At 62.7% G+C, this 20,230-nt stretch carries 23 protein-coding genes; 14 read left to right on the plus strand and 9 right to left on the minus strand.

Annotated features, from left to right (window positions below):
- Positions 1 to 264: 264 nt before the first annotated feature.
- Both V6M61_RS06960 and V6M61_RS06965 read left to right on the plus strand, forming a co-directional pair.
- Positions 265 to 1,410, plus strand: coding sequence for a helix-turn-helix transcriptional regulator (locus tag V6M61_RS06960; RefSeq protein WP_332775841.1), 1,146 nt, complete (start codon positions 265 to 267; stop codon positions 1,408 to 1,410).
- A 75-nt stretch (positions 1,411 to 1,485) separates the two neighbouring features.
- Positions 1,486 to 1,797, plus strand: coding sequence for a transposase (locus V6M61_RS06965; protein ID WP_332775873.1), 312 nt, complete (start codon positions 1,486 to 1,488; stop codon positions 1,795 to 1,797).
- On the opposite strand, the gene V6M61_RS06970 is transcribed toward V6M61_RS06965, so the two are convergent.
- The 3 genes from V6M61_RS06970 to V6M61_RS06980 all read right to left on the minus strand — a co-directional run bounded on the left by V6M61_RS06970 (position 1,794) and on the right by V6M61_RS06980 (position 4,806).
- Entirely contained in the window at positions 1,794 to 2,183 is a 390-nt protein-coding gene (locus tag V6M61_RS06970; protein ID WP_332775842.1) for a glycine zipper 2TM domain-containing protein, read from the minus strand. The two genes, V6M61_RS06965 and V6M61_RS06970, sit on opposite strands and share 4 nt — an antisense overlap.
- Positions 2,184 to 2,343: 160 nt before the next feature.
- Positions 2,344 to 3,774 (minus strand): FAD-binding oxidoreductase, encoded by a 1,431-nt coding sequence (locus V6M61_RS06975; protein ID WP_332775843.1) that lies wholly within the window; start codon positions 3,772 to 3,774, stop codon positions 2,344 to 2,346.
- A 72-nt stretch (positions 3,775 to 3,846) separates the two neighbouring features.
- Positions 3,847 to 4,806 (minus strand): LysR substrate-binding domain-containing protein, encoded by a 960-nt coding sequence (locus tag V6M61_RS06980; protein WP_332775844.1) that lies wholly within the window; start codon positions 4,804 to 4,806, stop codon positions 3,847 to 3,849.
- A gap of 92 nt (positions 4,807 to 4,898) precedes the next feature.
- Here V6M61_RS06980 and V6M61_RS06985 point away from each other — a divergent pair, with 92 nt between their 5' ends.
- The 8 genes from V6M61_RS06985 (at position 4,899) to V6M61_RS07020 (ending at position 13,293) form a co-directional block, all read left to right on the plus strand.
- The gene (locus V6M61_RS06985) at positions 4,899 to 5,069 is read left to right on the plus strand and encodes a hypothetical protein (RefSeq protein WP_332775845.1); all 171 of its coding nucleotides are present in this window, start codon (positions 4,899 to 4,901) and stop codon (positions 5,067 to 5,069) included.
- Positions 5,062 to 7,245 carry an indolepyruvate ferredoxin oxidoreductase subunit alpha gene (locus tag V6M61_RS06990; protein WP_332775846.1) on the plus strand — a complete coding sequence of 728 codons (2,184 nt, stop codon included), beginning with the start codon at positions 5,062 to 5,064 and terminating at the stop codon, positions 7,243 to 7,245. Before V6M61_RS06985 ends, V6M61_RS06990 begins: the two co-directional genes overlap by 8 nt.
- Complete coding sequence (locus tag V6M61_RS06995; protein WP_332775847.1) at positions 7,242 to 8,747, plus strand: indolepyruvate oxidoreductase subunit beta family protein; 1,506 nt, start codon at positions 7,242 to 7,244, stop codon at positions 8,745 to 8,747. The genes V6M61_RS06990 and V6M61_RS06995 overlap by 4 nt, the downstream gene beginning before the upstream one ends.
- Before the next feature lie 100 nt (positions 8,748 to 8,847).
- Entirely contained in the window at positions 8,848 to 9,816 is a 969-nt protein-coding gene (dctP, locus tag V6M61_RS07000; protein WP_332775848.1) for a TRAP transporter substrate-binding protein DctP, read from the plus strand.
- Positions 9,813 to 10,343 (plus strand): TRAP transporter small permease, encoded by a 531-nt coding sequence (locus V6M61_RS07005; RefSeq protein WP_332775849.1) that lies wholly within the window; start codon positions 9,813 to 9,815, stop codon positions 10,341 to 10,343. The genes dctP and V6M61_RS07005 overlap by 4 nt, the downstream gene beginning before the upstream one ends.
- On the plus strand, positions 10,340 to 11,659 hold the full coding sequence (locus V6M61_RS07010) for a TRAP transporter large permease (protein ID WP_332775850.1): 1,320 nt from the start codon (positions 10,340 to 10,342) through the stop codon (positions 11,657 to 11,659). The genes V6M61_RS07005 and V6M61_RS07010 overlap by 4 nt, the downstream gene beginning before the upstream one ends.
- 129 nt (positions 11,660 to 11,788) lie before the next feature.
- Positions 11,789 to 12,721, plus strand: coding sequence for a LysR family transcriptional regulator (locus V6M61_RS07015; protein WP_332775851.1), 933 nt, complete (start codon positions 11,789 to 11,791; stop codon positions 12,719 to 12,721).
- Between the two features lie 233 nt (positions 12,722 to 12,954).
- Entirely contained in the window at positions 12,955 to 13,293 is a 339-nt protein-coding gene (locus tag V6M61_RS07020; RefSeq protein WP_332775852.1) for a DUF4148 domain-containing protein, read from the plus strand.
- Between the two features lie 69 nt (positions 13,294 to 13,362).
- Here V6M61_RS07020 and V6M61_RS07025 read toward each other — a convergent pair whose 3' ends face one another.
- Positions 13,363 to 13,566, minus strand: coding sequence for a hypothetical protein (locus V6M61_RS07025; protein WP_332775853.1), 204 nt, complete (start codon positions 13,564 to 13,566; stop codon positions 13,363 to 13,365).
- Positions 13,567 to 13,669: 103 nt separating this feature from the next.
- The gene (locus V6M61_RS07030) at positions 13,670 to 13,999 is read right to left on the minus strand and encodes an EF-hand domain-containing protein (RefSeq protein ID WP_332775854.1); all 330 of its coding nucleotides are present in this window, start codon (positions 13,997 to 13,999) and stop codon (positions 13,670 to 13,672) included.
- Positions 14,000 to 14,200: 201 nt separating this feature from the next.
- Between V6M61_RS07030 and V6M61_RS07035 the strand changes: the two genes are divergently transcribed.
- Positions 14,201 to 14,767 carry a cob(I)yrinic acid a,c-diamide adenosyltransferase gene (locus V6M61_RS07035; RefSeq protein WP_332775855.1) on the plus strand — a complete coding sequence of 189 codons (567 nt, stop codon included), beginning with the start codon at positions 14,201 to 14,203 and terminating at the stop codon, positions 14,765 to 14,767.
- Between the two features lie 391 nt (positions 14,768 to 15,158).
- On the opposite strand, the gene V6M61_RS07040 is transcribed toward V6M61_RS07035, so the two are convergent.
- The 3 genes from V6M61_RS07040 to V6M61_RS07050 form a co-directional block, all read right to left on the minus strand.
- Positions 15,159 to 15,308: a hypothetical protein gene (locus V6M61_RS07040; RefSeq protein ID WP_332775856.1), complete on the minus strand. Its 150-nt coding sequence runs from the start codon at positions 15,306 to 15,308 to the stop codon at positions 15,159 to 15,161.
- Between the two features lie 132 nt (positions 15,309 to 15,440).
- Positions 15,441 to 16,010, minus strand: coding sequence for a cysteine dioxygenase (locus tag V6M61_RS07045; RefSeq protein ID WP_332775857.1), 570 nt, complete (start codon positions 16,008 to 16,010; stop codon positions 15,441 to 15,443).
- 9 nt (positions 16,011 to 16,019) lie between these two features.
- Positions 16,020 to 16,172, minus strand: coding sequence for a hypothetical protein (locus V6M61_RS07050; RefSeq protein ID WP_332775858.1), 153 nt, complete (start codon positions 16,170 to 16,172; stop codon positions 16,020 to 16,022).
- Between the two features lie 118 nt (positions 16,173 to 16,290).
- Here V6M61_RS07050 and V6M61_RS07055 point away from each other — a divergent pair, with 118 nt between their 5' ends.
- Entirely contained in the window at positions 16,291 to 16,761 is a 471-nt protein-coding gene (locus V6M61_RS07055) for an Lrp/AsnC family transcriptional regulator (RefSeq protein ID WP_332775859.1), read from the plus strand.
- 23 nt (positions 16,762 to 16,784) lie between these two features.
- Here V6M61_RS07055 and V6M61_RS07060 read toward each other — a convergent pair whose 3' ends face one another.
- The gene (locus tag V6M61_RS07060; protein ID WP_332775860.1) at positions 16,785 to 17,480 is read right to left on the minus strand and encodes a GntR family transcriptional regulator; all 696 of its coding nucleotides are present in this window, start codon (positions 17,478 to 17,480) and stop codon (positions 16,785 to 16,787) included.
- A gap of 428 nt (positions 17,481 to 17,908) precedes the next feature.
- On the opposite strand from V6M61_RS07060, the gene V6M61_RS07065 reads away from it, so the two are divergent.
- Positions 17,909 to 19,204, plus strand: coding sequence for an ABC transporter substrate-binding protein (locus V6M61_RS07065; RefSeq protein WP_332775874.1), 1,296 nt, complete (start codon positions 17,909 to 17,911; stop codon positions 19,202 to 19,204).
- A gap of 103 nt (positions 19,205 to 19,307) precedes the next feature.
- Complete coding sequence (locus tag V6M61_RS07070; protein WP_332775861.1) at positions 19,308 to 20,183, plus strand: branched-chain amino acid ABC transporter permease; 876 nt, start codon at positions 19,308 to 19,310, stop codon at positions 20,181 to 20,183.
- Positions 20,184 to 20,230 lie beyond the last annotated feature (47 nt).

Consider the following 20,230-nt stretch of genomic DNA (forward strand, 5'->3'; position numbering starts at 1 on the left):
ACCGGCCGAACACCTTGGCGCGGTGCACATCCACCGCCGCCAAATAGGCCCACGCGCCGCCACGCGCGTACTCGTGCTCCACGCGCATCGCTTGACCGGGGCGAGCAGGCAAGCTCGGATGCATGGCGCCAGGTGATGTCGTCCTCCATTTGGAGTACATTCGTCACGAGTTCATCGGGTCGATGACATTTCCGCTGCGAATCGGCAAAGCCGTGCCGTTGCGACACCACCAAGGCTCACAGAGTCAAAGTAGGGGGGAGAGAGATGCATAAGCGGGGCTTCGAGCAGATGCTGCTTGCCGCCATTGACGGCATTCACGCGGCGTCGGTCGGTGACAGGACCTGGGGTGCGGCACTGGAAGGCGTATGCGATTTCGTCGGCGCAAGAGCTGCCGACCTCAATGTGCTCGATGCCCGGACGCTGGAATACGTCGCCTTCCATCCCGCGCGGGTTGACCCTTTCGTACTGAGGTACATCGCTGACTATATGGGCGATATCTCCCACACGAACCCAAGAATCGATGGAGTCTACCTGCCGATGTCCGAAGGGCGGATCATCGCGGACAGCGATGTTTGGTCGTCCAGAGAACTTCGCAGCATGCCTTTCTTTGCGGACTTTTTGCAACCATGGGGCACCTACGATTCCCTGAATACCTGGGTACGTCGCACCGACGACGGCGCCCCCTGGATCGCGCTGGCCATACACTTCCGCAAGGAAAAATGCCCGCCGCAGGTTGAGGAGCGTCGACGCCTGGGAATGCTGCTGCCTCACTTGAGGCGGGCATACGGTGTCGAGGAGCGACTAGGACGGGCACTGCAAGCAGAGGTCGGACTCCAGGACGCGCTCGACCATGTGCACGAAGCTGTCATGCTGCTCGACGAAAGCGGGAGGGTGATCCACGCCAATCGCCGGGCGTTGAACCTTCTTCGAGAAGAACAGGGCATCTACATGGCACGTGATGAGACTCTGCGCCTTCGCAACCGCGAAAACCAGGATGCGCTGCTGGCGGCGCTGCGCCGCTGCCGGTCGCCTGAGTCGATATTGGACACGCACGATGCGGCGCCGTCGAGGCAGATTGTCATTGCGCGTGCGGAGGCCAGGCCGCTGGTCTTGACGGTTCAGCCCCTACCCAGGGTACAGCAATACCGCTCGGGCGCCACGGTTGCGCTGCTTGTCCAAGCATCACAAACCTCTTCCTTGCATGACCTGCAGTCACTTCGCGAGGCTTATGGGCTCACCCCTGCGGAACTTCAATTGGTGTGTGGCCTGATCAATGGTGGTTCGCTCAAGGAGCTAGCTGCCCGGCAAGGTATTTCCTACGAGACAGTGCGCACCCATCTGAGCCGGATCTTCAGCAAGACTGGAACCAATCGCCAGGCTGCGCTGGTCAACCTTGTACGGAACGGTTGAATGGAGAGCACCTCCACCGGCAGGACCGTACGGGTTTCCGAAGCTAAGTAGGCCGTTTCATAAATATACACACGTATCTGCGAGACGACCACGGGCATCGCGCCGTTCGAGCGCCTGGTCGATCAGGTCATGCGCCAGTGGCCGTACAACCAGGCACGCCGGGTGTTCTGGATCATGGACAACGGCTCATCCCATCGCGGCGAGGCTTGCGTGCGGCGCCTGACCCAGGCCCATCCGCGACTGGTTCCGGTCCACGCTCCAGTGCACGCGAGCTGGCTCAACCAGATCGAGATCTACTTCTCCATCGTGCAGTGCAAGGCGCTCACGCCCAACGATTTCACTTGCCTGCAGGCGGTTGCTGATCGGCTGGAAAACTTCGAGCCTTAGTCGCGGGGCACGGCCAGCCACGCACCCAGCCCGGCGCCCACAGCGGCCGCGGCGGTTCGCCCGTCGCCCCCGCCAAATCGCGAACCCACCAGTCCGCCGAGCAGCGCGCCGCCAGCGGCCTCGTTGCTATAGCCGCCCTGGGCCGCCATGGAACCCACTGCTGCGCCCGCGGCTGCCCCGGTGACACGCCCGTCGCCCTGGCCGAAGCGGCTGCCCACCAGACCACCGAGCAGGGCTCCAGCCATGACACGGCCTGGCTCGTTCTGGACGGCGGGTGCCGCCTGGTTGAGTGCCGGGTGGCCGTAGTTGACGGGCTGCCTGGGCGCAGCACAGCCGGCGATCAGGCTGCTTGCAAGAAGCAGGGACACGGTGGGCAAGATTCTCATGGCGATTTCCCTTAACAGGGCTTGAAGATTAAGCCATCGGGTTGTTTTTTACAAGAAAATGCTCCTTGCCCACAAGGGGTGGACACTGATAGCTATCAATAAAATAGCGGCATGGGTGGCCTCGTCATCGGCCCGGTTCACCCGTGCCCCGGCGTTTTCATCAGACCGCTGGCATCGAGAAAATCTTGCCCGGGTTCATGATGTTCTTCGGGTCCAGCGCGCGTTTGATGGTGCGCATCATGTCCACGGCGCCGTCGCCGGTCTCCGCCACCAGGAAGTCCATCTTGTGCAGGCCCACGCCATGCTCGCCGGTGCAAGTGCCTTCCAGCTGCAGCGCGCGATTCACCAGCTTGTGGTTTAGCGCTTCGGCCACCTCGCGCTCTTCGGGCTTGTCGGGGTCGATCAGGTAGCCGAAGTGAAAGTTGCCGTCGCCCACATGGCCGACGAGGAAGTAGGGAATGCCGCTGGCATCGACCTCGGCCACGGATTCCAGCAGGCAATCGGCCAGGCGCGAAATCGGCACGCAGGTGTCGGTGGAGATGGCCCGGCAGCCGGGGCGCGACTGGATGGCTGCGAAATAGGCGTTGTGGCGCGCCGTCCAGAGCCGGGTGCGCTCTTCCGGCGTGCTGGCCCATTCAAACGCCTGGCCGCCATGGCCGCTGGCGAGTTCCTGCACCAGCTCGGCCTGCTCTTTCACGCTGCTGGGCGAGCCATGAAACTCCATCAGCAGCATGGGTTCTTCGCGCAGGCCCAGTTTGGAATGGGTGTTCACCATGCGCACGGTGTTGTGGTCAATCAGTTCCACGCGCGCAATCGGCACGCCCAGCTGGATCACTTCAATCGTGGTGCGCACGGCCGCTTCAATGCTCGGGAAAGAACAAATCGCCGCTGAAATGGCCTCGGGCAGCGGGTAGAGCTTGACGGTGATTTCGGTGATGACGCCCAGCGTGCCTTCGCTGCCCACCATGAGGCGCGTCAGGTCGTAACCTGCCGATGATTTTTTGGCACGGGTGCCGGTGCGGATGATGTCGCCGCTGGCCGTGACCACTTCGAGGGCCAGCACGTTCTCGCGCATGGTGCCGTAGCGCACGGCGTTGGTGCCGCTGGCCCGCGTGGCGCTCATGCCGCCAATTGTGGCGTCGGCGCCAGGATCGATCGGAAAAAACAGGCCCGTGCTCTTGACTTCTTCATTGAGCTGCTTGCGCGTGACGCCGGGCTGCACGGTGACCGTCAGGTCTTCTGCATTGATCGACAGCACCTGGTTCATGCGGCTCACGTCAATGCTGATGCCGCCTTGCACGGCGAGCAAATGGCCTTCGAGCGAGGTGCCGACACCAAAGGGGATGACCGGCACATCGTACTGGCTGGCCAGCTTCACGGCGTCGGCCACGTCCTGCGTATTCTCGGCAAACACCACGGCCGAAGGCGGCGGCGCGGCAAACGAGGATTCGTCCCGACCATGCTGCTCACGCACGACCAGGGCCGTGGAGCAGCGGCCTTCAAAGCGGCTTTTCAGCGCTTCGATCAGGGCCGGCGGGGTTTCACGCTGGTGGATTTCGGGCAGCAGGTGGGTGGGCAAGGGGGCGTTCATGGTGGGTCTCCAACTCAATCACACAGTTTACGACTTGTGGGCGTGGCGCGCCGCTGCGCCGGCGGGCGGGGCTCAGATTTTTGCGCTTGCGCCAACACCGGTGTTCGCATCGGCCCGCAGCGGGCGCTTGAACAGCTTGAAGACGAGCGAGCGCATCCACTGGTGGGCGGGGTCTTTTTCGGTGCTGCTGTGCCAGACCAGGCGCACCTCGTAGGCCGGAGCGTTCGGAATGTTCCACAAGCGAAAGTCATAGCGCTGGCGGAGGTTGCGGGCGTACATTTCGGGCACGATGGCCAGCAGGTCGGTGCTTAGCGCCAGGTCGGGCAGGGCGCCAAAGTGCCGCGCCCTGAGCACGATGCGATCGGCCAGCTTCATGCGCACCAGCATCTGCTCCACGCTGCCGTGAAACGTGGCCGTGGGGGAAGCCACCACGAACGAGGCCTCGGCCAGCTGCCGCGCGGTCAGTGTGCGGCCGCTGCGGCCGGAAGCGGGCCGCCAATCCGGAGAGGCGACCGCCACATAGTGCTCGCGAAACAGCAGCTCGGTCCGTATGCCCCGGTGGCGCGGCTGCAGGATGCCGATGGCCAGGTCGATCTCGCGCGCTTCCAGCGCGGCCGGCACGTCGGCCGCCGCCACCGAGATGTTGGACAGGTGCGCCCTGGCGGCCCCGGTGCGCAGCGCCGCCGCCAGCGGCGGCAGAAACAGCATCTCGCCCAGATCCGACAGCGACAGCTGCCAGTGCATGTCGCTGTGGACGGGATCGAACTCGTCCTGCCCGGTCACCACGGTCTCCAGCGCCAGCAGCTGGTCCAGCACCCCCGGCGCCAGGTGCTCACACAGCCGCGTCGGTTTCAGCCCGGCGGGGGAGCGCACAAACAGCTCATCGTCGAAGTAGTCGCGCAGGCGCGCCAGCGCGTTGCTCGTGGCGGGCTGTGAGAGCGCCAGGGTTTTGCCGGCTGTCGTCACCGAGCGGGTGCGGTAGAGGGCGGCCAGTACGCGCAACAGGTTGAGATCGAGCTGACGGAAGTTCATGGCAGCAACTCCAAAGGGGTCTGAGCGAGGCTGAACAGGGCTAAGAGCCGTGAACAGGCTCCTAGGGTTCTCCCGAATTATTGATCAAATGGATGTTCCGTATCAGAAAAATCCATTTGCTGGATGATGAAGAGCTGCGTAGATTCGCACCTGTTGCCTGGCGCAAAGGTGTGCTGAAGCACCTTTGCCAGGGCCTGATTCATGAGCAACACAACCGTCCGGAAGCACTGGGCCTACTGCTAAAAGAGACCACGCATGGCTGAACGCTCGTTCAAAAACGAAGTAGAAAAACTGCGCCTCGGGGAAGGTGAAGAGTTCCGCGGGGAAGGCATTCTCGCGGTGACCAAGGCGCTGTTGCAGTCGGGGGTGTCTTATGTGGCCGGCTACCAGGGTGCGCCCATCTCGCACCTGATGGATGTGCTGACCGATGCCAACGACATCCTGCAGGAGCTGGGCGTGCATTTTGAGCACAGCGCCTCCGAGGCCACGGCCACGGCGACGCTGGCTGCCTCGGTGAACTACCCGCTGCGCGGCGCCGTGACCTTCAAGTCCACGGTCGGCACCAACGTCGCCTCGGACGCGCTGGCCAATCTGGCTTCGGGGGGCGTCATGGGGGGCGCCCTGCTGATCGTGGGCGAGGACTACGGCGAAGGCTCCAGCATCATGCAGGAGCGCTCGCACGCCTTTGCGATGAAGTCGCAAGTGTGGCTGCTGGACCCGCGCCCGAACCTGCCCAGCATCGTGAACGCGGTGGAAAAAGGGTTCGAGCTTTCCGAGGCCAGCAACACGCCGGTGATGCTGGAGCTGAGGATTCGCGCCTGCCATGTGCACGGCCGCTTCCCGACGCGCGACAACCAGCGGCCCTCGTTCACCCTGAAGGATGCCATTGAAAGCCCGGTGCGCGATGTCAACCGCATTGTGCTGCCGCCCGCCAGTTATCTGCAGGAGCAGGACAAGGTGGCGCGCCGCTGGCCGGCCGCGGTCAAGTTCATCCAGGACCATCAGCTCAACGAGTTCTTCGCGCAAGACGCGCAGGATTTCGGCATCGTCATGCAAGGCGGGCTTTACAACGCGGTTCTGCGCGCGCTGGAACTGCTGGGGCTGGCCGATGCTTTCGGCGAATCCCGGGTGCCGCTTTACGTGCTGAATGTGACCTACCCGCTGGTGGACGACGAGTTCAGGCGCTTTTGCGCCGGCAAGCGCGGCATCCTGCTGGTGGAGGAAGGCCAGCCCGACTTCATTGAGCAGGCCGTCAACAGCCTGCTGCGCAAGGCCGATCTGCAGACCAAGGTGCATGGCAAGGACCTGCTGCCCATGGCCGGCGAATACACCGGGGGCGTGGTGGTCAAGGCGGTGGCGCAGTTTGTGAATCAGTATGCGCCGCGGCTGCTGGAAGGCGCCGAGTTGCCCGTGGCGGCGCGGCCTGCGGCCACGCCGGCGCTGCTCAACGGCAACCCCAAGACCTTTGCCATCCAGCTCGCCACGCAAGAAGTGCAGCCCAGGCCGCCTTCGTTTTGCACCGGTTGCCCGGAGCGGCCCATCTTCACGGCCATGAAGCTGATCGAGCGCGAACTCGGCCAGCACCATGTGAGCTGCGACATCGGCTGCCACCTGTTTTCGATCCTGCCGCCTTTCAACCTCGGCGCCACCACCATGGGCTATGGGCTGGGCTGGGCCGGCGCCTCCGCCTTCAACAGCACCGAGACGGCCAAGCGCACCCTTGCCGTCATGGGCGACGGCGGCTTTTGGCACAACGGCTTGACCAGCGGTGTCGGCAACGCGGTCTTCAACCAGACCGACAACGTGCTGCTGGTGGTGGACAACGGCTACTCCGCCGCGACCGGGGGCCAGGATGTGCTGTCGTCCCGGGCCATCAACCCGATGCGCAACACCAACAACCCGATCGAGAAAGCCGTGCGCGGCGTCGGTGTGAAATGGGCCCGGACCGTCACCAATACCTACAGCCTCACGCAGATGCGCGATGCCCTGCGCGAGGCACTGACGACCCGGGAAAAAGGCCCCAAGGTCATTGTGGCGCAGAGCGAATGCATGCTCAACCGCCAGCGCCGCGTCAAACCGCAGATCCGCAAAATGATTGGCGACGGACAGCGCGTGGTGCGCGAGCGTTTCGGCATTGACCCCGACACCTGCACCGGCGACCACTCGTGCATCCGGCTGTCGGGTTGCCCGTCCCTGACCATCAAGCCCAACCCGGACCCGCTGCGGCGCGACCCGATTGCCACCGTGCTCGACAGCTGTGTCGGCTGCGGCCTGTGCGGCGAGGTGGCGCACGCCGCTGTGCTGTGCCCGTCGTTTTACCGGGCTGAAATCATCAACAACCCCACGGCGTGGGACCGCTTCAAGCGGCGCCTGCGCACGGCGGTGATTGGCTGGCTGCAAAACCGCATCGCGCGCCGGCTGGAAGGGATTGCAGCATGAGCAGCCAACGCGCGATCACGGTGGCGATTCTGGCCATGGGCGGCGAGGGCGGTGGCGTGCTGGCCGACTGGCTGGTCGACCTGGCCGAGCAGAGCGGCTATTTCGCCCAGACCACCTCGGTCCCCGGCGTGGCCCAGCGCACCGGAGCAACGATTTACTACATCGAGATGTTCCCCGAAGTCGGCGTGCCGCAAGGCGCCCGCCCGGTGATGGCGCTCAGCCCGGTGCCGGGCGAGGTGGATGTGGTCATTGCCTCCGAGCTGATGGAAGCCGGACGGGCGATGCAGCGCGGCCTGGTCACGGCCGAGCGGACCACCTTCATTGCCTCCACCCACCGCGTGTATTCCATGACCGAGCGCACCGCCATGGGGGATGGCCGGGTGGACTCCACCAAGCTGCTGGACGGCGGGCGCGCCGCCGCCAAACACTTCATCAGTGCCGACTTCGCCCAACTGGCTGAAGACACGGGCAGCCTGATCGGCCCGGCGCTGTATGGGGCGCTTGCCGCCACGGGCCGCTTGCCGTTCAGCCGGGGTCAGTTTGAAGACACCGTGCGGCGCGGCGGGGTTGGCGTGAACGCCAGCCTGAAAGCGTTTGCGGCGGGCTTTGCCGTGGCGCTCAAAGGGCTTGAGCCACAGCTGACTCTGGCGCCGGCTGCAGCGCCGGTCGGGGCGTCATCGGTCGGCCCGCGGCTGGCTGCGCTCGCACAGCGTATTCGCGACCACTTCCCCGCCGCGGCCCACGAGACGCTGTGCGCCGGCATTGTGCGCATGGCGGACTACCAGGACCTGGCCTACGCGGGCGAGTACCTGGACCGGTTGGCGCCGCTGGGCGCGATGCTGCCGGCAGGCAGCCCGCTGTCTGCAAGCTTGCTTGATGACACGGCGCGGCACCTGGCCTTGTGGATGTCCTACGAAGACACGGTGCGCGTGGCCGATCTCAAAACCCGCCGCACGCGCTTTCAGCGCGTCGGCGGCGAGGTGCACCTCAAGGACAGCCAGCATCTGGACATCCATGAGTTCCTGCATCCACGGGTCGAAGAAATTGCCGACACCCTGCCCGCCGGCCTGGGCCGCTGGCTGCTGGCCAGCCGCTGGGCGCGGGCCTGCGTGCAGCCTTTCACGCGCCAGGGCTGCGTGGTGCGGACCAGCTCGATTCGCGGCTACCTGCTGCTTTACGGCATTGCCGCCCTGCGCGGCCTGCGCCGTCGTTCGCTGCGTTTTCAGCGGGAGCACCAGCGCATGGACGATTGGCTGGCAACGATAATGCGCCTGGCGCCCACGCATCCCGAGCTGGCCCTGGAAGTGGCACGCTCGCAGCGCTTGGTCAAGGGCTACGGCGATACGCATGCACGCGGTTGGCGCAGCTACCAGCGCGTGATGGCCATGTTGCCGCGGCTGCAGGCGGCGCCGCAAGGCGCGCAGCAGCTCAAGGCCTTGAGCCAGGCGGCGCTGGCCGATGACACCGGCCAGGCGTTGGAGCGGATGCTGGCGACGGTATGACATGCCTTGACTTGACTGAAGAACGCATTACCCTGCATCGACGACCAGACAGAGCCCGCGGATCACCCATCCCAACTGAAAAAAGAAGGAGAAAGACACCATGAAAGCCCGTTTTTTAAAGACCGCCGCCGCGCTGCTGGTGACCACCAGTTTTTCCGCCGCGGCCTGTGCGCAGGAAGTCACCTTGCGACTGGTCAGTGCGTTTGCAGAAAATGGCATCTACGTGCAGCGCCTGTTGCCCTGGATCCAGAAGGTCAACGCCGAAGGCAAGGGCGTTTTGCAGATCAACTTTCTCGGCGGGCCCAAAGCCATTCCGACCTTTGAAGCCGGCAATGCGGTGAAAACCGGCGTGGTCGACATGGCGCTCAATACCGGCGCGTTCTACACCAACGTCATGCCCGAGGCCGACTTCCTCAAGCTCACGCAGATCCCGGTGGCCGAGCAGCGCAAGAACGGCGCTTTCGACGCCATCAACAAGGTCTGGAACGAGAAGGGCAACATGCAGTACCTGGCCCGCATGGTGGAGAACCAGCCTTTTCACATTTACACCAACAAGAAGCTTGACAAGCCCGACCTGACCGGCCAGAAGATCCGCATCACGCCGGTGTATCGCGATTTCTTCCAGGCGCTCAATGCCAACGTCATCACCACGCCGCCCGGCGAGGTGTACACCGCCCTGGAGCGCGGCGTGGTCGATGGCTACGGCTGGCCGATTGGTGGCATTTTTGATTTGAACTGGCAGGAAAAAACCAAGTTTCGCGTGGACCCCGGTTTCTATGACGCCGAAGTCTCGCTCATCATGAACCTGCCGGCCTACAAAAAGCTCACCGATGCGCAGCGCCGCTACCTGCAAAAGCAGCTGCTGGCGCTGGAAGCCGAGAACACCTTCTGGGCGCGCTACACCACGGAAGAAATTGCCCGCCAGGAAAAAGCCGGCATCCAGGCCATCAGGTTTGATGCGGCCACGGCCAAGGCTTTCCGCGACAAGGCCTATGACGTGGGCTGGGCCGGCGCTGCCAAGCAAAGCCCTGACATCGCCGCCCGCTTCAAGACGCTGTTTTCCAAGTGATAGACCGGCTCTCCAATATCTACGGCCGTTTCCTCTCGTGGCTGGCCCTGCTGGGCTGCGCCATCCTCATGGCCATGATGCTCATCATCGTGGCCGATGTGGCGCTGCGCAACCTGGCCATTCCCGGCCTGCCCCGGGGCCTGGCCTGGAGCAATGAGATTTCCGAGCTGATGCTTTACCTGATCACCATGTGCGTCGCGCCCTGGCTATTGCGCCAGGGGCAGCACATCCGCGTGGACATTGTGCTGCAGGCGCTGCCGCGCCAGCTCGCATGGAGCCTGGAGTGGGCGGGCGATGCGATGGGCCTGGCCTGCTGCCTGGTCATTGCCTGGTTCGGTGCGCAGGCGGCAATGTCCAGTTATGCCTCGGGCGCCGTCAACATCAAGACGCTGGTCACGCCCGAATGGTGGGCGCTGTCGCCTTTGCCCTTGGTGTTCATTCTTTTGGCGATTGAAATGATTTTTCGCATGATCAGGCTGCAGCGCAGCGAGCGCGGTCCGCGCAATGATGCGGTGAGCGCATCATGATGAACTGGGAATTCGCCGCCTGGCTGATGCTGGGCGGCTCCACCGTGCTGCTGTTCATCGGCATGCCCGTGGCCCTGACCTTCATCACCATCAACATTGTGGGGGCCTGGCTGTACATGGGCGGCGAACCCGGCCTGGTGCAGCTGGCGCGCAGCAGCGTGAGCTCGGTCACGGCCTTTTCGCTGACGCCCATCCCGCTGTTCGTGCTGATGGGGGAAATCCTGTTTCACACCGGCCTGGCGCTGAAGGTCATTGAAGGCGTGGAGCGCCTGATCCGGCGGGTGCCTGGCCGGCTCGCGGTGGTGGCCGTGGTGGCCGGCACGGTCTTTTCGGCCATTTCGGGCTCAACGATCGCCACCACCGCCATGCTCGGCTCGCTGATGCTGCCCATCATGCTGGCGCGCGGCTACCACCCGACGATTGCGACCGGGCCCATCATGGCGATTGGCGCGGTCGACATGCTGATACCGCCATCGGCACTCACGGTGCTGCTGGGCTCGCTGTCGGGCATTTCAATTTCCAAGCTGCTGATTGGCGGCGTGCTGCCGGGCATCATTCTCTCCCTTGCGTTTGTCCTGTGGATCATCATTCGCGTGGGCATCAGCCCCAGGCTGGCGCCGGTGGATACGGGTGAAGCAGGCCATCGCGGCTGGGCGCGCTGGCGCATGTTCTTTGCCTACGTGCTGCCCACGTTGTCCATCTTTGGCGTGGTGGTGGGGGCGTTGGCGGCGGGCTGGGCCACGCCGACGGAATGCGCGGCGCTCGGCGCCTTTGCCACCATGCTGTTGGCGCTGTGCTACCGCTGCCTCACCCGGGCGGCCGTGACCAAGGCGCTCAAGGGCACGGCCGGCATTTCGGGCATGATTCTGTTCATCATCCTCGGCGCCACCACCTTTGCGCAAATCCTGTCGTTCTCCGGGGCCAGCAACGGGCTGGTTCAGCTCATCACCGGCCAGGGGCTGTCGACCAGCATGATCGTGGTGGGCATGATGCTGATGCTGATTTTTCTCGGGATCTTTGTGGACCAGGTCAGCATGATGATGATCACGCTGCCCATCTTCATGCCGGTGGTGCAGGCGCTGGGCATTGACCCGATCTGGTTCGGCGTGATGTTTCTCATCTGCATGCAGCTGGGCTTGCTGTTGCCGCCGCACGGCCTGCTGTTGATGACGATGCGCGGTGTGGCCCCCCCTTGCGTCACCATGGGCCATATTTTCAGGGCAGTGGTGCCCTATGTGGTGATGAGCCTGCTGCTTCTGGCGGCGGTCTTTTGGGTGCCTGAGGTGGCGACCTGGTTGCCCCGGCTGATCGGTTAACGCTGCTTAGCTCCACCCCCGCTGTCTGCGCCTGCAAGGATGGCAAATAGCCTTTCAGGGCAATTTTTGTTTCGCGGGTGAAATAATCACCGCCTGCAAAGCATTTAATCGCATCAAAAGGGGGTTCGAGTGGACAAGTTTGCGGCCATGCAGGCCTTTGTGCGGGTGGTGGAAGCCGGCACTTTCACCAAGGCGGCAGAGTCGATGGACCTGCCCAAACCCTCGGTGACACGCTTGATCCAGACGCTGGAAAAGCAGCTGGACACCAAACTGCTGAACCGCACCACCCGCCAGGTGACGGCCACGCCGGAAGGGGCCGCTTATTACGAGCGCGCCATCCGTCTGCTCGGTGAGGTGGACGAGCTGGAGTCGAGCATGTCACGCGCCAAAGCCAGTCCGCGCGGGCGTCTCAAGGTGGAGATCCCCGGCGCGCTGGCCCTCGCCGTCATCATCCCGGCGCTGCCGGAGTTTTATGCCCGCTATCCCGATATTCAGATGGACCTGGGTGTGGGCGACCGCCGTGTCGATCTGATCAGCGACAACATCGATTGCGTGATTCGTGCCGGTGTGCTGCAGGATCAGTCCCTGGTGGCCCGCCATGTGGGCGAAGTTCACTTGCTGGCCTGCGCCAGCCCCGCATATCTCAAGCGCCATGGCACGCCCAGGCACCCGCGCGATATTGAAAGCGGGCACACGGTGGTGGGCTATTTCTCGACCAGAACGGGCCAGTTGTCCCCGGTTGATTTCAACAATGACGGCGAACAGGTCAAGGTGGTCTGCCGCTACCTGGTTTCGGTCAATGACGCGACGGCCTATGTGGCGGCCGGCCTGGCCGGGCTGGGCATTGTGCATGCACCGAGTTTTCTGGTCCAGTCGCACATCAGCAGCGGCGCGCTGGAGCCGCTGCTCACCCACTGGTACTCCGAACCGGTGCCCATTCATGTGGTCTACCCGCCCAATCGCCACCTCAGCAACAAGGTGCGCGTGTTTGTGGACTGGGTCGCAGAGCTGTTTGCACGGCATGAGCTGATACAGCGTAAAAGCACCTTCGCCCGGGCCTGAGGCCCCAGCCCGCCTGGCAGCCCCGGGCAGTTTCACGGATTTCAAGCCCCCGATTGTTATGAATCGGGGAACACTGTATTGGGCGCAGGGTGCTTTTTCTAGTCAATCAGCCGTTTTAAAGTTCAGTCATCGATGAGACGAAACCAAACAAGACGCCGCATCGAGGCTGGACACTCGAGAAAACTCTTTCCCCCGTCGCCCAGAAATTGACTTAACTTTTTAAAGGAAATTTCATGTTGAATACCAAACTCGCTTCTGCCCTCGTGATCGCTGTTTCCGCTCTGGCCGCCGGCAATGTCATGGCCCAGCCCGTGTTCGCCGACAACGGCGCCGCCGGAAAAACCCGCGCTGAAGTCCAGGCCGACCTGGCCGCCGCCCGTGCCAATGGCGTGGTCGATGCACTGGACAGCGACAGCTACACCGTGTTCTTCTCCGACGCCGGCAAATCAAGCGTCACGCGCGAGCAAGTGCGTGCCGAGCTGGCCGCCGCCCGCGCCAACGGTGTGGTCGATGCACTGGACAGCGACAGCCACAACGTGTTCTTCTCGGGCGCCCTGAAGACCAAAGGCTGAACACCAGGCGCTTAAAGCGCATGCGCTGCAGGCCTTGGCCTGCAGCCCGACAAGCCAACAGCCTCCTTTTCAGGGGGCTGTTTTTTTGGGGGGAGAGGGCTTGCTCTGGAGCGTGGCCGAAGGCGCGCTCATCTGGCTGGAAGAGCTGGCTGTGCCGGCCGGTGCCGGACTGATGCTTCGCCCCTGGGCCATGGCGGAGCCGACGACAAAGGTGGCCAGCAGCATCACGCTGCGGGCTTCGAAGTTGGGAATGAATTGACGCTTCACGGTCATGGGGATGCCTTTCGGGAGTCAAACAAGGCCCTTGTTACCGCAGGCCGTCCGGACATGCCAGCACTATCGCATGGGCTTGCTTCATTTGCATGACAGCGGGCCGTCAGGACTTCAGCGCATTGTCAAATTCCTCGCGCGAGAGGAACTGGTCCTGGTTGACATCAATCTGGTCAAACCGCAGCGCGATGGCGGGGAGGCGCTCGGCCTCGGTGCGGCTGAGCTTGCCGTCCTGGTTGGTATCCGCGCGGGCAAAAGCTGCATCAGCCTGCCGCAGGGGCGGCTTGCCGGGCAAGGGGCTCCCTGCAGACGGTGTGGCTACCGGAGCAGCGGGACGTGATGGCGCGGGATTGGCCGTCTGTGCCTGCACACTCAAGGCCGCACCCAGGGCGCACGCCGCCAGCAGCAGGGCCGGGCGAATTTTAAAATCAGGCATAGAATGTTTTTGAGGCGTCACTGGAATGGCTTTTTGAAGTTGAACAGGACTTCATTGCACCGTATCGGGCGACTGCATGCCAGCACTTTTGCAGGATGTTGCCTCGCTGACATCATGTGCAAGTGCGACACATTTTCTTTCTTCGCGTAACCTGCTTTTTTCTTTCTCTTTTTCTTCACCACGCCGCACGGACATTCACTCATGGGCAACCGACTTTCCCAAATCGCCACCCGCACCGGAGACAACGGCACCACAGGGCTGGGCGACAACACCCGTGTTTCCAAAGACAGCCTGCGCGTCCACGCCATGGGCGATGTCGATGAGCTGAACTCGCACATCGGCCTGCTGCTGTGTGAAGAGATGCCGGCCGAGGTGCGCGAGCTGCTGGTGGAAGTGCAACACCAGCTTTTCAACCTGGGCGGCGAGCTGTCGATTCCGGGTTTCGAGCTGCTCAAGCCCGAGGCCGTGGCCCTGCTCGACGCGGCGCTGAAAAAACACAATGCCAAGCTGCCCCGCCTGGCGGAATTCATCTTGCCCGCCGGCTCGCGCGCCGCGTCGGTGGCGCATGTGTGCCGCACGGTGGCACGCCGTGCCGAACGCGCGGTGGTGGCGCTGGGTGCCGCCGAGCCTCTCAAGGAAGCACCGCGCCAATACCTGAATCGTTTGAGCGATCTGCTGTTTGTGCTGTCACGCGTGCTCAACCGCATGAACGGCGGCGACGACGTGTACTGGAAGAGCGAGCGGCTGGCACGGGCGGCCAAAGAGTAAGCAAGCCGAGCGCGACGGGCCTAGTGTCAATGCTGGTCATTTAAGCGTTACCACCCCGTTCGGGCTGAGCTTGTCGAAGCCTGTTTGCACTGTGACGACCCTTCGACAAGCTCAGGGCGAGCGGTTAAGTGACGTGTATTGGGCCTAGTGTGGTGCTGCATGCTTGACGGCACAAATAAAACCGATGGATTTTTGTTCAGGGCAAGGCGCAAACCACAGCCATAGTTGCACTATGGCGCGGATTTGCAACGCCGCCATGGACGAAAAGACGCGGTTTTATGTGCCAGATAGCGTGCAACACCACACTAGCGTGCAGCGAAGGGCCGCCCCGAGCAAGCGACGGCCCCCTCGGGGGGCAGGGAGCTCGCGCGTTGTGAGCGACCGTGGGGGCCTAGTCTTGCCGGTTCACGCGCGCCAGCAGGCCCGCCATGCTGGCACTCTGCAGCTTCAGCGGCACGAGCAAATCGTTTTCCGCCGTGAAGTCGCGGCCCGTGAGCAGGGACGCGGTTTCGACAACGGTCTGGGTCGCGGGCGTGGGCACGCGGATATACGACTGCGGGCGCTTCCCCAAAAGCCAAACTATTGGTCAGTTTCTTGCGCTTGAGAGGGAGTCCACATATGAATACGGGGTAGGCAGCACTTGGCTTCGGTGTTCCTGGCCCGTGGGCCCGGTTCAACTTTCGTTGTGCTCTACGCTTACACGCTGGCGTGTGCCTGAGGCAATGTCATAGGTATTGAAGCTGTTCATCGTTCGGCCGTAAAGATGCAGGCTCACGGCGCGGGGCCTCTCCGGTGGAACGCCCGTGATGTGGATGTGGTCGGGGTTTGGCACAAAGCTCGTGACTGCGCCGCGCCCCAAGAGGATGACGCCGCCGCGTACGAGATGAATGCCTTCATCGGTCCCGCTGTCTGGTGACAGGCGCACGTAGTTGCGCTCCTCCAGCACGCCCTCCAATACGCCGACTACACCCCAGCTGCCATGGTCGTGTACCGGCGTCCATTGCCCCGGCGACCAAACCAGGGTGTAGAGCGAGAGGCTTGCATCCGGTGCGTCGTAGACGAGATTGCGAGCGTAGTGGTTCGGGTCGCTTCGATAGTGCTGCGGTTCAAGAAACGTCGTTGCTCGTTCGATGAGTTCGAGCATCAGTGGAGCGAGCGCCAGCACGCAGTCTGCAGGCTCGGAGAGATCGCGCGCCTGCGCCGTGGCTTGTGAGACGAAGGATTCGAGAGCAAACGAGGCCATGTTTAGTCCTTACCAGGAGTGTGTGCGGGTGTTTGTGATGTCTAACTCGACGGCGATGCCCAGGCCGCCAAAGGCGTCGGGGTCGCGCCCGGTTTGCACCAGCAAGGTGCCGTGTTGGGTGGTGGAAGAGGTCCAGACGGGGAGAAGATCAGCCAGATTCATGAAGCCAGTTTAGGCTTTCAATCTGGGAAAAATATTGCAAATTCAACCATTCAGGCCACATTGATGAGTATTAAATGCCAAAATTGCGTCTACATAGGGTAAATTATTTCAAGCGACCATGGACAAGTTTGACCAGGCCATTCTCGAGGCCTTGCAGGAAGATGCCACCGTGCCGGTGGCCGAACTCGCCAGCCGCATCGGCCTGAGCGCCACGCCCTGCTGGCGCCGCATCCAGCGTCTGGAAGCCCAGGGCCTGATCCGCAAGCGGGTGGCGCTGCTCGACCCGCAGCGCCTCAACGTGGGCGTGACCGTGTTCGTCTCGGTGCGCACCAGCCACCACAACGTCGAGTGGCTGCAAGCCTTTCACCAGCTGGTGTCCTCGATTCCGGAAGTGATGGAGTTCTACCGCATGGCCGGCCAGACTGATTACCTGCTGCGCGTGGTGGTGCCCGATATCGCGGCCTACGACCGCGTCTACAAGCGCTTGATCAATGGCGCCGACCTGGGCGATGTGAGCTCCAGTTTCGCCATGGAGCAGATCAAGTACACGACGAAATTGCCACTCGACTACCTGGCTACGGCGGTCTGAGCGTCTGGAAAACCCCGGCCCAGTCAGGACTCTTTCAATCCAGTCCCCGAGAGGATGACTTCGGCCGCAGTGTTGATATCCATCGCCAGAGCGGCTTTGGCCGCAGCACCGTCACCCGCGCGCAAGGCCTCCAATAGCGCGTGGTGCGCCTTGACCGCGGGGAGGTCGGAGCGCCGCCGTGAACCGCTGTTGCGAAAGTCCAGGTTGAGCACCGGTCCTATTCGTAGCCACAAACCCTCAATCAGGCTGCTCAGCGCCGGCATTTGCGCCGCGGCGTAGGCGGTGAAGTGAAACTGCTTGTTGATCTGGATGATCTGATTGACGTCAGGTTCGCCCAGCGCAGTTTCCTGGCGGAAAGCTTGCTCCAACCCGGCGAGCCTGGTTAATTGCTCCGCCGTGATCCGCCCGGCCGCCGTTTCAACCGCCAGGCCTTCGACCACCAGCCGGATGACAACGAGTTCCTGAAACCGGGAGCGCGTCATGACGGGGACTCGGACGGATTTGTTGGGCAGGATTTCAAGCGCATCGTCAGCCGCCAGCTTGTTGATGGCTTCGCGTACCGGCATGGCGCTGGTGCCCAGCGCGGCGGCCATGCCCGCCAGCGTCAGGCGTTCGCCAGGCTGCAGCTGCCCCGACATGATCATCTCCCGCAGGTCTTGGTAGACCTTGGCGGACAAGGTCTGGTGGACGATGGGGTGCATCTTTTCCAAAGAGGTCATGGGGTTTGCGTCTTTCACCAAATCATTTTATCCATGTGATACCTGGCAGAAACTTGCCCGAAAAGTGCTCAACACGCGGCAATTCGCGTCCAATTTCGACGAATTTCTAAGTGTTTTCCCTTGCTTGCGGGGCTGATTCAGATCAAGTGCTTGATTCGGTAATTTCGATCACATATATTTGATCACATCTTGCTTCGGTCGTGATGCCTGCCTTGAAAAGTTATTTTTTGAATGGCAGGCACCCTGTTGAGGCGGATAGGGCTTCGTACTGGATGAATTCCAGGATAGAGCCCAAAAGCCTGGGCCGGGACAGAGTGGCCCTCAGATGTGAACCATGCCGCCGTACAACGTGACCGTGACTACGGTGAACAACAGGAGACAAGACAATGACGACAAGCATCAAGGATCAAAGCGCCGCCGCGGGCGCCATGGCGCAGGCAGACTCACCGGCCCATTCCGCGGCGGACCTCCCGGTTTCGGCCGGTCGCCGCCAGCTGGTCACAGGCTCGGCTGCCATCGCCGGAATGGCCGCGCTGGGTGGCCTTGGCTTTCCGGCCATCGTCCGCAGCCAGTCGGACAAGATCAGGATCGGGCACCTGACCCCGTTGACGGGCTTTCTCGGCCCGCTCGGCGAGTACGCGGTCATGAGCATCAAGCTGGCCGTAGAAGAAGTGAACCAGGCGGGAGGCGTCATGGGGCGCCAGCTGGAATTGATTTCAGAGGACTCGGTCAACCCGTCGACCGCCTCATCGAAGGCGCAGCGCCTGTTTGAACGGGATGGCGCAGTGGCGCTGATCGGCGAAATTTCTTCGGCGTCCGGTCTGGCGATCGCCCAGGTGGCCGGCCGCAACAAGCGCATCTTCATCAATACCGGCTGCAATTCCGACGAGCTGCGCGGCAAGGGCTGCAACAAGTACATGTTCCATGTGGAGGGTGCGAACACCACCTACGTCAAGGCGTGCGGCAACGCGCTGTTGCGCGACAACATGATCAAGGGCAAGAAGCTGTTCGGATTGACCGCCGACTACGCCTTTGGCCACGACCTGCTGCGGGTCGCCAAGATTTTCGTGAATGCCAGCGGCGGCAGCTTTATTCAGGATGAACTGGTCGCCACCGACGCCACCGATTTCAGCCCGTACCTGCTGAAGATTCGCCAGGCCAAGCCGGACCTGGTCATCTCCAACCTGGCCGGCAATCAGATCACCAATTTCATCAAGCAGTACGCCGAATTCGGGCTGCCCTATCCGACTGCCGGTTTTGGCTTCGATACGGCGGTTGCCTGGGGCGCCGGCGCAGACAACTTCGCCGGGACCTGGCCCATGATCTGGCATCACGATGTCGATACTCCCGGCTCCAGGGCGTTCGTTGCTGCCTTCACCAAAAAATACGGCAAACCGCCGGAAAACCAGGCGTGGGGCGAATATGTCGCACTCAAGGCGGTGGTGCAGGCCATGGGTGCGACCAAATCGACGGACTCCGCCAAGCTGATCGAATACTTCGAGAAAGGCGCGCAGCTCGACATCCTGAAGGCGCGCAAGGGCTACTTCCGCGAATGGGACCACCAGCTGATGCAGGAGATGTACAGCGTCACCGCCAAGCCGAAAGGCAAGGCCAGGGACAAGTGGGATTTCATTGCATTGGGGCAGACCGTGCCGGGGCCGAAAGACTCGCTGGAGTTGCTGGCGCCGACACGTGAAGAAAACGCTTGCACGATGTCAACGTAACCGGGACACGGCCGGCGTCTGCCGGTTGGTGACCCGCAGTTGCCCGCGGGCGCCGGTGTGTTCAAGGCACCGCTGCGCTTTCTTCTGCAGTCGTGGAGTGGAAATGGAATTGATATTTCTTTTGGAGCAGGTCGTCAACGGCCTGCTGGTTGGCGGCTATTACCTGCTGATCGCGCTGGGCTTGTCGCTGATCTTCAGCCTGGGCGGCATCGTCAACCTGGCCCATGGCGCGTTCTACGCATTGGGGGCCTACCTGGCGGTGGAGTTGACCAAGCATGCCGGCTTTGGCGGCGCCGTCGTCATCTCGCCATTGATCGTGGGGATGCTGGGTGTGCTGTTCGAGCGGATCCTATTGCGCCGTTTTTATTCCGCCGACCCAATTCTCAGTCTGCTGCTCACTTTCGGCCTGGCGATGGTTGCCGAGCAACTGATCCGCATGATCTGGGGCGCGTCGCCGCTGCAATCATCCATTCCGGCCGCGCTCAAGGGGCAGGTGGTCGTGGGTGATTTTCTGTATTCGAAATACCGCCTGCTGATGCTGGCGGTGGTGTTCGCGGTGCTGACCGGCATCTGGCTGCTGCTCAACAAGACGGCGTTCGGCCGCGTGGTGCGGGCCGGCGTGCAGCGGCCCGACATGGTCGCGGTGCTGGGAATTCGCCTGCAGCCCTACATGACCACCATCGTCGTGCTGGGCGTCGGTCTGGCTGCCCTGGCGGGCGTTCTGTTCGCGCCGATTTCCGGCGTTCATCCCGCGATGGGGGCGGAAATCATGACGGCCGCATTCGTCGTGGTGGTGATTGGCGGGCTGGGCAGCTTTTGGGGCGTAGTGATTGCCGCCGCGCTGGTCGGCGTGGTGCGGGGCGTGACCATCCATTTTTATCCGCCTGCCGGCGAGGCCTCCATGTACCTGCTGATGGTGCTGGTCTTGATGTTCCGTCCGCGCGGCCTGCTCGGCGAACGTATCGAGCGATTCGAATAGGAAAGCAAAGTGAGCCAAAAATACCAGCCGATATGGATCGCGGCCAT

The sequence above is a fragment of the Polaromonas sp. genome, from assembly GCF_036676035.1.
Lineage (GTDB): Bacteria > Pseudomonadota > Gammaproteobacteria > Burkholderiales > Burkholderiaceae_C > Polaromonas.

Coding starts and splice junctions, on each gene's coding strand:
- V6M61_RS06970 (WP_332775842.1), bottom strand. CDS start 2,183: ATGAGAATCTTGCCCACCGTGTCCCTGCTTCTTGCAAGCAGCCTGATC.
- V6M61_RS07010 (WP_332775850.1), top strand. CDS start 10,340: ATGATGAACTGGGAATTCGCCGCCTGGCTGATGCTGGGCGGCTCCACC.
- V6M61_RS07035 (WP_332775855.1), top strand. CDS start 14,201: ATGGGCAACCGACTTTCCCAAATCGCCACCCGCACCGGAGACAACGGC.
- V6M61_RS06975 (WP_332775843.1), bottom strand. CDS start 3,774: ATGAACGCCCCCTTGCCCACCCACCTGCTGCCCGAAATCCACCAGCGT.
- V6M61_RS06960 (WP_332775841.1), top strand. CDS start 265: ATGCATAAGCGGGGCTTCGAGCAGATGCTGCTTGCCGCCATTGACGGC.
- V6M61_RS07065 (WP_332775874.1), top strand. CDS start 17,909: ATGGCGCAGGCAGACTCACCGGCCCATTCCGCGGCGGACCTCCCGGTT.
- V6M61_RS07070 (WP_332775861.1), top strand. CDS start 19,308: ATGGAATTGATATTTCTTTTGGAGCAGGTCGTCAACGGCCTGCTGGTT.
- V6M61_RS07060 (WP_332775860.1), bottom strand. CDS start 17,480: ATGACCTCTTTGGAAAAGATGCACCCCATCGTCCACCAGACCTTGTCC.
- V6M61_RS07050 (WP_332775858.1), bottom strand. CDS start 16,172: ATGAATCTGGCTGATCTTCTCCCCGTCTGGACCTCTTCCACCACCCAA.
- V6M61_RS06980 (WP_332775844.1), bottom strand. CDS start 4,806: ATGAACTTCCGTCAGCTCGATCTCAACCTGTTGCGCGTACTGGCCGCC.
- V6M61_RS07045 (WP_332775857.1), bottom strand. CDS start 16,010: ATGGCCTCGTTTGCTCTCGAATCCTTCGTCTCACAAGCCACGGCGCAG.
- V6M61_RS07055 (WP_332775859.1), top strand. CDS start 16,291: ATGGACAAGTTTGACCAGGCCATTCTCGAGGCCTTGCAGGAAGATGCC.
- V6M61_RS07030 (WP_332775854.1), bottom strand. CDS start 13,999: ATGCCTGATTTTAAAATTCGCCCGGCCCTGCTGCTGGCGGCGTGCGCC.
- V6M61_RS07025 (WP_332775853.1), bottom strand. CDS start 13,566: ATGACCGTGAAGCGTCAATTCATTCCCAACTTCGAAGCCCGCAGCGTG.
- V6M61_RS06995 (WP_332775847.1), top strand. CDS start 7,242: ATGAGCAGCCAACGCGCGATCACGGTGGCGATTCTGGCCATGGGCGGC.
- V6M61_RS06990 (WP_332775846.1), top strand. CDS start 5,062: ATGGCTGAACGCTCGTTCAAAAACGAAGTAGAAAAACTGCGCCTCGGG.
- V6M61_RS07020 (WP_332775852.1), top strand. CDS start 12,955: ATGTTGAATACCAAACTCGCTTCTGCCCTCGTGATCGCTGTTTCCGCT.
- dctP (WP_332775848.1), top strand. CDS start 8,848: ATGAAAGCCCGTTTTTTAAAGACCGCCGCCGCGCTGCTGGTGACCACC.
- V6M61_RS06985 (WP_332775845.1), top strand. CDS start 4,899: ATGTTCCGTATCAGAAAAATCCATTTGCTGGATGATGAAGAGCTGCGT.